Genomic DNA, 12,052 nt, shown 5'->3' on the forward strand with positions numbered 1-12,052 from the left:
CATGAATTCACTCATCGATCGCCGTCTTAACGGGCGCAACAAAAGCGCCGTCAACCGGGAGCGTTTTCTCCGGCGTTACAAGGACCAGATCCGCAAGGCGGTACACGGGATGATCCGCGACCGCTCCATCCAGGACATGGATCAGGGCGGCGAGATCAACCTGCCCGCCCGCGACATCTCCGAGCCGACCTTCCACCACGGCCAGGGCGGCGACCGCGAGATCGTGCACCCCGGCAACCGCGAGTTTGCCAAGGGCGACACCTTTGATCGGCCGCAAGGCGGGCAGGGGGAAGGCGGGTCCGAGCCGGGCGAAGGTGAATCGGTCGACCAGTTCACCTTCAGCCTGTCGCGGGCCGAGTTCCTGAATCTGTTCTTTGAAGACCTGGAACTGCCGCACATGGCGCGCACGCAGTTGGGCGAGGTTAGCCAGAAGAAATGGCAGCGCGCCGGCTACACGACCACGGGCTCGCCCAGCATGCTGAGCATCAGCCGTACGCTCAAGTCGTCGCTGGCGCGCCGCGTGGCGCTGGGCGTGAAGGCGCGCGCCGATCTCGAGGACGCCGAGGAACGCCTGGCCAAGGCGTTGGAAGCGGGCGCATCCGCCGACGAAATCAAGGCGCTGGAGCAGGACGTCGAGGATTGCCGCGAGCGCCTGGCCCGCGTGCCTTTCCTGGATGACCTGGACCTGCGCTACCGCAACCGGGTGTCCGTGGCCATCCCCATGGCGCGCGCCGTCATGTTCTGCTTGATGGACGTGTCGGGCTCCATGGACGAGAACAAGAAGGACCTGGCCAAGCGCTTCTTCTCGCTCTTGTACCTGTTCCTGTCGCGCAAGTACGAACACGTGGACCTGGTCTTCATCCGACACACCGACAACGCCGAGGAAGTCGACGAGCACACCTTTTTCTACGATCCCAAGAGCGGCGGCACCATCGTGCTGTCGGCGCTGGAGCTGATGCGCGAGATCCTGGAAAAGCGCTATCCGCCGACGGCCTGGAACGTGTACGCGGCGCAGGCCAGCGACGGCGATTCGTTCGGCGCCGACGCGGGCAAGAGCGCGCGCTTCCTGGCCGAGCACCTGCTGCCGGCCACGCGCTACTTCGCCTACATCGAAGTGCCCGACTCGCAGGAGGCGCGCAAGAGCAGCCTGTGGGCGGAATATGAACAGAAACTGGAGCCGCATTTCGTCATGCGGCGCATCTGCGAACGCGGCGAGATCTTCCCCGTGTTCCATGACCTGTTCAAAAAGGAAACCGCATGAATGCCATCGTGGGAGCGCTCGTGGAACCGGAGGCCGCCGGCAGCGCCCGGCCCATCTCCCAGGGTTCCGAATGGACCTTCGAACTGATCCAGTCCTATGACGAGGCCATCTCCAAGATCGCCGCCGAATACGGGCTGGACACGTACCCGAACCAGATCGAGGTGATCACCTCGGAACAGATGCTGGACGCCTATGCGTCGGCCGGGCTGCCTATCGGCTATCCGCACTGGTCGTACGGCAAGGAATTCATCCGCAACGAGCAGTTCTACCGCCGCGGCATGCAGGGGCTGGCCTACGAGATCGTCATTAACTCCAACCCTTGCATCTCCTATCTCATGGAAGAAAACTCCATGACGATGCAGGCGCTGGTGATCGCTCACGCCTGCTATGGCCACAACTCGTTCTTCAAGGGCAATTACCTGTTCCGCCAATGGACCGACGCGGACGGCGTGCTGGACTACCTGGTCTTCGCGCGCAAGTACGTGATGTCCTGCGAAGACCGCTACGGCATCGACGCGGTGGAAGCCTTGCTCGACTCCTGCCACGCGCTCTCGCACCACGGCGTGGACCGCTACAAGCGCCCGACGCCCATTTCCTACAAGGAAGAGGCCGCGCGCCAGGCCGAACGCCAGGAGCACGCCCGCCTGCAGTACAACGACCTGTGGCGCACCCTGCCGCGCCTGGAGGCCGACAAGGACACCCACGTTGCAGCCTCGGTGTTCCCGCCCGAGCCCGAAGAGAATCTGCTGTACTTCATCGAGAAGTACTCGCCCAAGCTCGCGCCCTGGCAGAAGGAACTGGTGCGCATCGTCCGCAAGATCGCGCAGTACTTCTACCCGCAGACCCAGACCAAGGTCATGAACGAAGGCTGGGCCACGTTCTGGCACTACACCATCCTGAACCGGCTGCATGAAAAAGGCCTGGTCAACGACGGCTTCATGATGGAGTTCCTGCAAAGCCACACCAACGTGGTCAGCCAGCGCGGCTTCGACGAGCGCGGCTACGGCGGCATCAACCCCTATGCGCTGGGCTTTGCCATGATGTCCGATATCCGCCGCATCTGCGAGGCGCCCACGCCCGAGGACCGGCGCTGGTTCCCCGACATCGCTGGCGGCGACTGGCTGAAGACGCTGGACTTCGCCATGCGCAACTTCAAGGACGAGTCCTTCATCTCGCAATACCTGTCGCCGCGCCTGATCCGCGAGTTCCGCTTCTTCGCGATCTCCGACCACCAGGCCAACCCCAAGCTGGAAGTCGCCGCCATCCATGACGACGAAGGCTACCGCGACATTCGCCGCCTGCTGGCCGCGCAGCATAACCGCGACAACATGGTGCCGGACATCCAGGTGGTGCGCTTCAACCGCGACTCGGACCGCTCGCTGGTGCTGCGCCACCTCAAGAGCCGCGGCCGCCCGCTGGCCGGCGATGACGCCGAGCAGGTCATGAAGCATCTTGCGCGGCTGTGGGGCTTCAGGGTGCGGCTGGAAGAAACCGAGCCGGACGGCACTATCAGCTCCTACCGGGAACAGGACCCGCCGGCATCGGCCTCCTAGCGGTTGGCCAGGATAGGGGGCGCCATTGGCGTCCCCTTTTCTTTGCTCGCTTGTCGGCGCTGTGCGAAATCTGCTAGAATCGCGGATTCGCATTTTCTGCAGCGGCTTGCCCGTGGCGAAAATCGCAGATAGGACAGGTGGCCGAGTGGTTGAAGGCGCACGCCTGGAAAGCGTGTATACGTCAAAAGCGTATCGGGGGTTCGAATCCCCCTCTGTCCGCCAAGAATACATTCGCAGAAATGCGTAGAAGTCCGAAAACCCGCACCAGCTAAAGCTCTGCGGGTTTTTTTGTCCGAAGCAGTCCGCCTGGGTGCGCCAGCCGCTGGGGGTAAGAGGGGGCATTCAATAGCGTCGGACGAGCATTCGGTCCTCACGGCAGGGGGGGGCGCTCATGCAGGCTGGCGAGCGCGGCCGCTGGCACCGGCTTGACCGGGGCGCGCGCGGTAAAGGAGCCTAGCACGCTGATGTCGACCCGGCGCGTCGCAGCCAGCAGATGGGAAACGGTATGTTGGCAGTAGCGTCCCTGGCAGAAACCCATCCCCGTGCGGCAGGCGAGCTTGACGCTGTTGACGTCGCTGACGTGCGGGTTGTCGTCCAGGAATGACTGTACGGCGCCGGCTGTGACTTCCTCGCAGCGGCAGATGGTGGTTTCCGGCGTGGCGAGTTTTGCCAGGGCATCCAGCCTTGGTTCGAAGAACCGAAGCACGGTTTCGCTGAAGCGGCTTGCCTTGCGGCGCGCGTCGTCTTCCAGGCGCAGTGATGCCTGGATGACTTGGTCGGGCGCGTCGCCGCGCAGATCGAGCACGGCCTGCAAGGCGGCGATGCGCCCTTCGATGGCAGCCATTTCGGCACCACCGACGCCAGCAGGTTCTCCCGCCACGAAAATCCGCGGCTGGCTGGTTCGCATGCGTTCATCGTGCGATACGATCCAGCCGCCGTGCGCTGGCCGCCAGACGCTTGCGCAACCGGCCTGCCGAGCCAGTTCGGTGGAGGCGAGCAGCCCATAGCCCGTGACCAGGATGTCGGCTGGCAACGTGCGTTCGGTGCCTGCAATGGGCTCCCATTGCGGTGTGGCGTCGTTCAGCACAACGTGTTCCACCGCCTCCTTTCCCGTGGCCCGCGTCAGCAGCGTGCCAAAGCGTATCGGGACCCGATGCCGTCGCAGGTTGCGCAGTGCGCCGGCAGCCTGCCGGAACAGGTTGAGGTGTCCAGGCACTGCCCGCCAGGACGACAGCATTTCGGCCAACGCGGGTTTCGGCCGCGCAATCGCGACCTCTGCGACTTCCGCTCCGGACTCGACCAGAAGATCCGCGACCAGCAGCAGCAAGGGATGGGAGCCTGCCAGAACAAAACGCTTTCCAGGCCGAAGAAACTGGCTCTTCATCAAGGTCTGCACGCCGCCGGCGGACATGACGCCCGGCAGGGTCCAGCCGGGGAAGGCCACGGGCAGGTCGTAGGCGCCGGTGGCGATCAACAGCGCGGCGCCGTCGATCATTGCGGCGTGCTTGCCGCGGTTGATGCCGATCCTTACGCCGGGGTGGCCCGGCGTGCGGAAGACGCCCCAGGCGGTGCTGCCGAAGCGCCATTGGATCTGCGTCGATTGCCGTGCCTGTTCAAGCAGCTGCCGGCCGAAGGGATAGCTTTTGAAGGCGCTGCTGGGCTCGCTTTGGAAGGTGCTGGGCGCCTGTCTGAAAATCTGGCCGCCGATGTCGTGTTGTTCGTCGATCACGACGACGCGTAGTCCGTGGTCAGCCGCGGTCAATGCCGCTGACAGGCCTGCGGGTCCGGCTCCCACAATGATGAGATCAAACCGCGTATCTGCCTGCTCGGCGGTGTTCTGGTTGGCACTATTCAACATTCGAAGAAACCTCGATGCGCATATCTTCCGTTATCAAGGTCATGCAGCTGCGTACCGACCGGCAGCCGTCGATGGTGACCAGGCATTCGAAGCAGACACCCATGTTGCAGACGGGGGCGTGCGCCGCGTGGCCGTGGCTGCGGCGGAAGACCGAGACGCCGGCCGCCAACAGGGCGGTGGCGACGGTCTCCCCGGGATAGGCCGAGCTCTCGCGGTCGTTGATGTAGATGCGGATCCGGGCGGGTCTGGCAACCCGGTCCTGCAGTCGTGTGGCGTCAGGCAAAGGTCAGGCTCCCGAAGCGGTTGGGGTCGTAGGGAGATGCGTCGAACGTCCTGGGCCGGCCGAGTATGTCGTCGGCCAGGATTTGCGCATAGGTAGGGCCCAAGGTGAAGGCCGATCCGCCCGTGGCGATGAACAGGCCGGCGGCCTTGGGCACCGCGCCGATGAGAGGCAACTGGTCGCTGACCAGTGCGGTGGCGCCGGTCCAGACGCGCAGCACCGGCAGTTCTCCGACGGCGGGTACCACGGCCGTGGCGGCGGCCAGGTTGCCGGCCAGCGAGGGCAGCAACAGTTCCGGCTGGCGCTCGAGGTCGAGAATGCCTGCCCTCTGGGGCAGCGCGGCGGGCCAGCCGCCGCCGATGAGCACATTGCCTTCGGGCGTCTGCTTCATGGAGAGGCGCCGCCCCGCATGCTGGATCAGGTGCTTGATGAACGGCTGGGCTCGCGCGGTGGCGGCCATGGTCAGGCCGACGGCGCTCACTGGCAGCGTCACGCCCGCCATTTGCGCGATCCGGCCCGACCATACGCCTGCGGCAAGCACCACGTTGTCGGCCTGGCAGGATATGCCGCCGTCCAGCGCGATGCGCCAGGTCCGTCCGTCGCGTTGCAGCGAGCGCACGCCGGTTGCGCTGCGGATGCGCGCGCCCAGGCGCGCGGCGGCCCTGGCGTAGGCCAAGGCGCTGCGCCTCGGGTCGGCCTTGCCTTCGCCAGGGCAGAAAGCCGCCGCCAGGATGGATGGACTCAGATAGGGAGCGCGGCTCCGCACTGCGTCGCGATCGAGCAGCTCGATCTGCAAGCCGGCGGCTTGCTCGAGGGTGACCTTCTGCTCCAGCCGTTCCACTTGTTCGCCGGTTTCGGCCACCATCAGGCCGCCATGCTGGACCACGCCGAGATCGTCCTGCAGTTCGGCGGCGAGGCTGCTCCAGGCGCGCTGGGCGTGCAGGTGCAGGGGAAGGGCTTCGGCGGCCTTGCGCGCGCTCTCCAGGCCATGCTCGATCATGCGGTACTCAAGCTGGAAATGAAGGCTGCCGGCATTGCGGCCCGACGCCTGGCTGTTGACCTGGCTTTTTTCCGCCAGCAGCACGTCGACGCCCGCCCGGGCCAGGTAATAGGCGATCGCGCAGCCGAGCAGTCCGCCGCCTATGACGAGCGTGGAGACACGCAGATCGGCATCCGCATCCGGTTGAGCGGCAGATGTCACGGTTGTTCCAGCGGCACCGTTGCGATGCCCAGGCCTTCCAGCGTGGCGCGGACCTGGCAGACTTCGGCCTCGGTCAGTTCCAGCAAGGGGCGGCGGACATACCCCGCAGGCACGCCGCGCAGCCGCAGCGCCGTCTTGAGTATGGCCTGGGCGCTGCCGAAATTGCCGGCGAAATCCTTGTTGAACCAGGCCCCCATGATGACCCGGTCGCGCTCGCCCAACTCGACCGCACGATGCTTGTCGCCGGCCGCTATGCAGCGCCAGAAGTCAGGGTGATCCGAGCCCAGCACGCCGCCTGCGCCCATCAGGCCGTCGGCCACGCCCAGCGCGGACAGGTCGGCGCCCAACGCCGAGGTAGGCATGTTGAAGTAGCGGACCTTGTGGCCCAATTGATACGCGCCCTTCAGGAACATGCCGAAGTCGGGCGTGGAGTTCTTGATGGCGACCACATGGTCGATATCGGCCAGCTCGTCCAGAAGATCCACGTCCATGTCGACGACGCAGCCGCGCGGCCAGTTGTAGATGCAGATGGGGATGTCGGTGGCGTCGGAGACGTCCTGGTAGAACTGCACGAGTTCCCTGCGGCTGGGCACGATATAGGGGGGCGGCGTCAGGATGATGCCGTCCAGCCCCGCGCGTTGCGCGGCGCGCGCATGCTGGATGGCTTCCGCGGCGGTGTAGGCATTGCAGCCGCCCAGGACAGTGATGCGGCCATTGATCGCGCGGCTTGATTCCTGAAACAGCAGCGCGCGTTCCGCTTCGTTCATGCTGAACCATTCTCCCGAGGTCCCGGCAAGAATCACGCCGTGCATGCGTTCCTGCACATGCCACTCGAGTTGTTGGGGCAGGGCTGTCCAGTCCAGCTCGCCATCGCGCTTGAAGGGCGTGGTGATGGCGGGGATGTACCCGGTCCAGTTGATGTCGTTGCGGTTCATGCAGAAGTTCCTTGATCCAGTGCCGCGTCGGCTTCGATTTCGATGAGGAATTCAGGCAGGGCCAAGGCCTGAACGCCGATGAAGGTGTTGGCCCCGGGTATCGCGTCGCCATAGAAGGCGCTGATTTCCGCGCATATCGGTCCCAGGTTTTCGGGCTTGTGGTTGACCACGTAGGTGCGCAGGCGCAGCACGTCGGCCGGCGTGGCGCCGGCGGCGGCCAGCACCTGCTTGAGGTTGTCCAGCGCCTGGCGTGCTTGCGCGACTACGTCGCCCGCGCCGATCAGGTTGCGATCCTTGTCCCACGCGACCTGGCCAGCCAGGTGCAGGCTGCGCGCGCTACGCTGTTCAGTGGCATGCGAGAAGCCGAACGGCAGGCTCGCGTACAGGGAGTCCGGATTGATGGCGATGCGTGTCATGATGCGATGCTCCAAGGGTGTGCAAGAGAGACTGCGGCCTGTTCAGGCCGGACGGGCATGGGCTGCAAGTTCGAAGATGTTCCGCCAGGGGTCCAGAAAGCGCTGGAATTGCGAACCCGACGTGGGCCCGTCTGAGAAGGCGATGCGTTCGAAGACCGTGCATCCGTTGTCGCGCAGCACTTGCGCCGCGGCGTCCAGATCCTGTACCTCGATGCTGAGGTGGTAGCTGCCCACCCGGTCGCAGGAGGCGGGGCCGCCGGTTTGGCCGGGAGTCTTTTCGTACTCGAATATCTCTATCCTGGCGCCGCCGGGCAGTACCAGCATGGCAAGTTCGAGCCCGGCGCCCTTGACACCCAGATGCGCCTCGGTCCAGTCGCGTCCATCCGCGGCGCCCGGTAGTTGCGTGGCATGGACCGGACCGAGCCGGTACAGCACCCGCGCGCCGAAAACGCGCTCATAGAACGTGACCACCGGATCGAGTTTTTCGACGGTCCAGGACACGTGGTCGATACGAGAAATTCCCAAGGGATTGTTCTGCACGGCGTTGCTCCATGAATGGCGGGGCGAGCGCCGTCGCGCCGGGGCGTGACGGCGTATGGAACCTGCGTAGTCGGAACCCGGCTAGGGGCTGGGAGGGGTGATGGAAAGCAGGATTTCGGTCGTTGCGGTGGAGTCGTTGCGGTAGCGGTGCGCAAGCCTGGCATCGAACGAGATGCTCTCGCCGCTGGCGACCAGGTAGTCCACGCCAGCGATCTGTGCGATCAGTTCGCCGTGGATGACGTAGACGCATTCGGTCGAGGGGTGCCCGCGGGGTTCGTCCGCGGACACCTGCCCGGGTTCGAGCACCGCCCGCAGCACTTCCAGATCGCCTTGGCCGGCGGTCAGCCGTTCATAGCCGACCTGTCCCGCCGGGGCTGTCAATTTCGTGCGGTTGCCAGGACGGCTTATCCAGACCGAAGGCGCGCTGGGTTCCGCAAAGAGCGAAGTGATGGATTCGCCAAACACCGCGGCCAGGCGGCGGATGGTTTCGAGGCTGGGGTCGGTGATCGAGCGCTCCACCTGGCTCAGCAGGGTTGCGGATACCCCAGCCTGGGCTGCCAGATCGCGCAGCGACAGGTTGCGTGCCGTCCTCAGCTCTTTCAAGCGTTCACCAATCATGTTGCCTATTCCGTATCTGCTGAATCTTGGTGTGCAATGGTAGTGCACATTTCTTGTTTGCTTGTATGGATTTAGTTTACAGCAAAGATAGACGTGTTTCCTCGAAAATAGAAAATTGTAGAGTAGTGGTAAACACTAGTGCGCCTTGCTGGGTGGATTTGCGTAGAATTTCTGTGCAGTGTGGCTTTACAAAAAAGCCTCAGATCGTGCAGTTAAACTTTACGTGAGTCCATAATGGAAAATCTGGTTCAACCGGCTCGCCGGCCTGGGCGGCAGCTGCATCGATGGCTGCTCATCCTTCCTTTCATCTGGCAGGCGGCGCTCGCTCCGCTGGTGAACGAGGTGGCATACCGGCCGCTGGCCTTGCCGTTCCCGATGGCCTGGCAGATGGCCGGAATCGTGCTGGCCAGCATCGTGATCGGCGTGGTGTTCCGGCTGGACCGGCTGGCCGGCGTCGAGGACGAGGAAGCGGCTTTCCTGGCGGCGACCGCCGCGCAGAACGGGAGCCACCCATGACGCTGGGGATCGTATTCGTCATCCTGCTCGCGACGCTCGCCGGTGCGCTGGGCTATGGCCGGCGGGCCAAGCGCGGCAAGACGCTTGCGGAGTGGGCGGTCGGCGGCCGTAGCCTGGGAACGCTGATCTTCTGGTTCATGAACGCGGGAGAGGTCTACACCACCTTCGCGGTGCTGGGCATCTCGGGCTACGCATGGGCGCTGGGCGCGCCCGCGTATCTGGCCTTTTGTTCGGTGTCGTTGAGCTACGCGCTGGGCTACTGGCTGATGCCCAAGATTTGGCGCGCCGGCCGGGCCGGCGGCTTTGTCACGCAAGCCGACTACTTCGCCGCGCGCTATGGCGCGCCGTGGTTGGGCGTCTTGACAGGGGTGATAGGCATCGCCTCGCTGGTCATCTATGTGCAGATCCAGCTCATCAGCCTCGGGCTGGTGGTGCAGTTGACGCTGGGCGGCGGTGTTTCGACCGTGACGGCGACCCTGGCTGCAGCCGCGCTGATGATCGCGTTCGTGTTCGCGGCCGGCATGCGCTCGGCGGCGTTTGCCGCGGGCGTCAAGGACGTGTTGATGATCGTGGTCGTGGTGGTGCTCAGCGCCACCGTGGCGGGCACGGTCGGCGCCGCCTCGCTGCTGGATATTTTCGACATGGCAGAAGCCGCCTATCCGGGAATCGGCAAGTTTCCTGGCATCGATCCGGCTTCGCCGACGACTTCGGTCTGGCTCATGACTTCCGCGCTGAACATCGCGCTGGGCAACTGGGTCTTTCCGCATCTTTTCCAGATGTGCTATTCGGCGCACAGCGCCACCGTGATCCGGCGCAACGCCATCTGGCAGCCGCTGTACTCGCTGGCCTACTTTTTCATCATTCTGTTGGGATTCGCGGCCTTGCTCGCCGGGACGCAGCCGCCAGGCAACAACCTGAATGCCGCGCTGCTGCAATTCGTCGCGACGTCCTATCCCTCGTGGGTGGTCGGGCTGGTGGCGGGCACGGGCTTCTTGCTGGCGCTGGTGCCCGGTTCGCTGCTCCTGCTGTCGGCGGGCACCATCTTCACGCGCAACATCGTGCAGCCGTTCTGGAAAGGAATGCCGGAGGCCATGTCATTGCGCCTGTCGCGTGTGTCGCTGATCTGCTTTGCCTTGATTGCGGCGTTCCTGTCCATCCATCAGGGCAGCTCGCTGGTGCGGATCCTGCTGAATGCCTACGCCGCGATAGGCATGCTGGCGCCGCCGGTGTTCCTCGGCTTCCTCTGGAAACGCACCACTGCGGCAGGCGTGCTGGCCGGGTTGGCTGCGGGGTTCGTGGCGCTGCTTGCGCCGTTCGCATCGCAGTACTGGGAAGCCGTTGCGCCTGAGTGGGAGCCTGGCCTCATTGCGATGGCGATCAATGCCGCGGCGGTGGTCGTGGTCAGCCTTTTGACCCCGGCTCCCAGGCCCGCCGCGATCGCGGTCGGCGTGTATCCCGGCCCGCTGTCGCCCTCGGTCTCCCTGCGCGACCAGCGGCCCTAGCACCGAAAGCAGCCTCCTGAGGTTGGAGGCTGCTTCCCTTCAAGTAATCGATGCCTGTCCATCCGGCCGCCATGCGGCCGGGTGCGGCCTTGTGCGCCCCTGTCCATCCCGTTTGAGAGCTATTCATGAAGAAGATCGGCTTGTTCCTGTCCCTGCTGGTTGCCGCCCCGCAGGCCTTTGCGGCCCAGAGCAGCGTCGAGCTGTACGGCATGCTTGACTCCGGCCTTACCTATGTCAGCGGCGGCGGCAAAGGCAGCTCCATCCACACCGACATCTGCGGTCCGCAGGGCTGCAACCGTTTCGGCTTGCGCGGCCGCGAGGATCTGGGCGACGGCGTGTCCACCGTGTTTGTCCTGGAGAACGGCTTCAATCTGCAGAACGGCAAGCTCGGCCAGGGGGGCTTGCTGTTCGGCCGCCAGGCCTATGTCGGCTTCTCCAGCGAACGCTATGGCGCCCTGACGCTCGGACGACAATACGATCCCGTGTCGGATACGGTCGGCATGTTCCCGTCCAGCAACAACTTCGCGACGGGCTATGGTTCGCACTTCGGCGACCTGAACAACCTGAATCAGTCGATCCGGATCAACAATGCCGTGAAGTACGTGAGCCCGAACGCCAACGGCCTGCGTTTGCACAGCATGTACAGCTTCGGCGGTAAGACGGGCGACTTTGCCGCGAACCGCTCATGGGCATTGGCCGGCTCGTATGCGAACGGGCCTCTCGCGATGGCGGTGGGCTATCTGGACATTCATCCGCCCGCCACCCGCGCCAATGGCACCGGGGGCGTGTACGAATCCAACGGCAACTACGTCGGCGCGCTGGGTCAGTATGTGGGTTTGCAGGATGCCGATGCGATGAAGGTGCTCGGCGTGGGGGCGTCCTACCAGTTCGGCGCGGCGACTGTCGGTTTCACCTATGCGCGCACGCTGCTCAGGAACAGCCAGTACTTCGTCGTGAACGGGTTTCCCGGCGCCGGCAATGGCGGCGACTTCACGATGGACAGCTATGAAGTGATGACAAGCTACCGGTTCACCCCGGCGCTTTCCTTTGGCGTGGCGTACATCTACAACGCCGGCCGCGCGGACTACCAAAAACTGAAGCCGAAGTTCCATCAGGTCAATCTGGGCGCCAGCTATACCCTGTCGAAGAGGACCGAGCTATACAGCGCGGTCATTCTGCAAAAGGCGGGCGGGGATGGCATCGCGCCCGTGCTGGGCGCGGGCGGCGCGGTCGTCGGACGGTCCGCGATCGCGGAAATCCCTGGCGCTGGCGCCGATTCGGGATCCAGCAGGCAAACGCTGGTGACGATGGGCTTCAGCCACCGGTTCTGACGGTGCATGGCCGCGAGGCCAGGCCATCATCTTGCAGCGCC

Annotated in this window: 12 protein-coding genes and 1 tRNA gene; 6 read left to right on the forward strand and 7 right to left on the reverse strand. The window is 64.6% G+C overall.

The features are described from left to right. The first annotated feature begins 1 nt into the window (after window position 1). The 3 genes from BRO63_RS01920 (at window position 2) to BRO63_RS01930 (ending at window position 3,036) form a co-directional block, all read left to right on the forward strand. The gene (locus BRO63_RS01920; RefSeq protein ID WP_088138293.1) at window positions 2-1,261 is read left to right on the forward strand and encodes a YeaH/YhbH family protein; all 1,260 of its coding nucleotides are present in this window, start codon (window positions 2-4) and stop codon (window positions 1,259-1,261) included. Then, a complete protein-coding gene (locus BRO63_RS01925; RefSeq protein ID WP_088138294.1) occupies window positions 1,258-2,814 on the forward strand; it encodes a SpoVR family protein in 1,557 nt (518 codons plus the stop codon). The genes BRO63_RS01920 and BRO63_RS01925 overlap by 4 nt, the downstream gene beginning before the upstream one ends. A 131-nt stretch (window positions 2,815-2,945) precedes the next feature. Next, window positions 2,946-3,036, forward strand: a tRNA-Ser gene (locus BRO63_RS01930). A gap of 148 nt (window positions 3,037-3,184) precedes the next feature. On the opposite strand, the gene BRO63_RS01935 is transcribed toward BRO63_RS01930, so the two are convergent. From BRO63_RS01935 to BRO63_RS01965, 7 genes are all read right to left on the reverse strand, one after another. Beyond that, complete coding sequence (locus BRO63_RS01935) at window positions 3,185-4,672, reverse strand: FAD-dependent oxidoreductase (protein WP_088138295.1); 1,488 nt, start codon at window positions 4,670-4,672, stop codon at window positions 3,185-3,187. Next, entirely contained in the window at window positions 4,662-4,955 is a 294-nt protein-coding gene (locus BRO63_RS01940) for a (2Fe-2S)-binding protein (RefSeq protein ID WP_088138296.1), read from the reverse strand. The genes BRO63_RS01935 and BRO63_RS01940 overlap by 11 nt, the downstream gene beginning before the upstream one ends. Beyond that, entirely contained in the window at window positions 4,948-6,153 is a 1,206-nt protein-coding gene (locus tag BRO63_RS01945; RefSeq protein ID WP_218824080.1) for an NAD(P)/FAD-dependent oxidoreductase, read from the reverse strand. Before BRO63_RS01945 ends, BRO63_RS01940 begins: the two co-directional genes overlap by 8 nt. After that, on the reverse strand, window positions 6,150-7,088 hold the full coding sequence (locus BRO63_RS01950) for a dihydrodipicolinate synthase family protein (RefSeq protein WP_088138297.1): 939 nt from the start codon (window positions 7,086-7,088) through the stop codon (window positions 6,150-6,152). Before BRO63_RS01950 ends, BRO63_RS01945 begins: the two co-directional genes overlap by 4 nt. Continuing rightward, entirely contained in the window at window positions 7,085-7,504 is a 420-nt protein-coding gene (locus BRO63_RS01955; RefSeq protein ID WP_088138298.1) for a RidA family protein, read from the reverse strand. The genes BRO63_RS01950 and BRO63_RS01955 overlap by 4 nt, the downstream gene beginning before the upstream one ends. A 42-nt stretch (window positions 7,505-7,546) precedes the next feature. Beyond that, complete coding sequence (locus BRO63_RS01960) at window positions 7,547-8,044, reverse strand: VOC family protein (protein ID WP_088138299.1); 498 nt, start codon at window positions 8,042-8,044, stop codon at window positions 7,547-7,549. 81 nt (window positions 8,045-8,125) lie between these two features. Continuing rightward, window positions 8,126-8,662, reverse strand: coding sequence for a helix-turn-helix domain-containing protein (locus tag BRO63_RS01965; protein ID WP_088138300.1), 537 nt, complete (start codon window positions 8,660-8,662; stop codon window positions 8,126-8,128). Between the two features lie 234 nt (window positions 8,663-8,896). Between BRO63_RS01965 and BRO63_RS01970 the strand changes: the two genes are divergently transcribed. The 3 genes from BRO63_RS01970 to BRO63_RS01980 all read left to right on the forward strand — a co-directional run bounded on the left by BRO63_RS01970 (window position 8,897) and on the right by BRO63_RS01980 (window position 12,011). Further along, the gene (locus BRO63_RS01970) at window positions 8,897-9,178 is read left to right on the forward strand and encodes a DUF3311 domain-containing protein (RefSeq protein WP_088138301.1); all 282 of its coding nucleotides are present in this window, start codon (window positions 8,897-8,899) and stop codon (window positions 9,176-9,178) included. Continuing rightward, window positions 9,175-10,680, forward strand: coding sequence for a sodium:solute symporter family protein (locus BRO63_RS01975; protein WP_088138302.1), 1,506 nt, complete (start codon window positions 9,175-9,177; stop codon window positions 10,678-10,680). Before BRO63_RS01970 ends, BRO63_RS01975 begins: the two co-directional genes overlap by 4 nt. 125 nt (window positions 10,681-10,805) lie before the next feature. Then, window positions 10,806-12,011, forward strand: a complete 1,206-nt coding sequence (locus BRO63_RS01980) for a porin (protein ID WP_088138303.1) — start codon at window positions 10,806-10,808, stop codon at window positions 12,009-12,011. Window positions 12,012-12,052 lie beyond the last annotated feature (41 nt).

Source organism: Achromobacter xylosoxidans (assembly GCF_002192695.1).
Classification (GTDB): Bacteria; Pseudomonadota; Gammaproteobacteria; order Burkholderiales; family Burkholderiaceae_B; genus Achromobacter; species Achromobacter xylosoxidans_C.

Bases quoted from the DNA above. Each gene is read 5' to 3' on its own strand.
- BRO63_RS01920 (WP_088138293.1), top strand. From the start codon at position 2: ATGAATTCACTCATCGATCGCCGTCTTAACGGGCGCAACAAAAGCGCC.
- BRO63_RS01925 (WP_088138294.1), top strand. From the start codon at position 1,258: ATGAATGCCATCGTGGGAGCGCTCGTGGAACCGGAGGCCGCCGGCAGC.
- BRO63_RS01935 (WP_088138295.1), bottom strand. From the start codon at position 4,672: ATGTTGAATAGTGCCAACCAGAACACCGCCGAGCAGGCAGATACGCGG.
- BRO63_RS01950 (WP_088138297.1), bottom strand. From the start codon at position 7,088: ATGAACCGCAACGACATCAACTGGACCGGGTACATCCCCGCCATCACC.
- BRO63_RS01955 (WP_088138298.1), bottom strand. From the start codon at position 7,504: ATGACACGCATCGCCATCAATCCGGACTCCCTGTACGCGAGCCTGCCG.
- BRO63_RS01965 (WP_088138300.1), bottom strand. From the start codon at position 8,662: ATGATTGGTGAACGCTTGAAAGAGCTGAGGACGGCACGCAACCTGTCG.
- BRO63_RS01970 (WP_088138301.1), top strand. From the start codon at position 8,897: ATGGAAAATCTGGTTCAACCGGCTCGCCGGCCTGGGCGGCAGCTGCAT.
- BRO63_RS01975 (WP_088138302.1), top strand. From the start codon at position 9,175: ATGACGCTGGGGATCGTATTCGTCATCCTGCTCGCGACGCTCGCCGGT.
- BRO63_RS01980 (WP_088138303.1), top strand. From the start codon at position 10,806: ATGAAGAAGATCGGCTTGTTCCTGTCCCTGCTGGTTGCCGCCCCGCAG.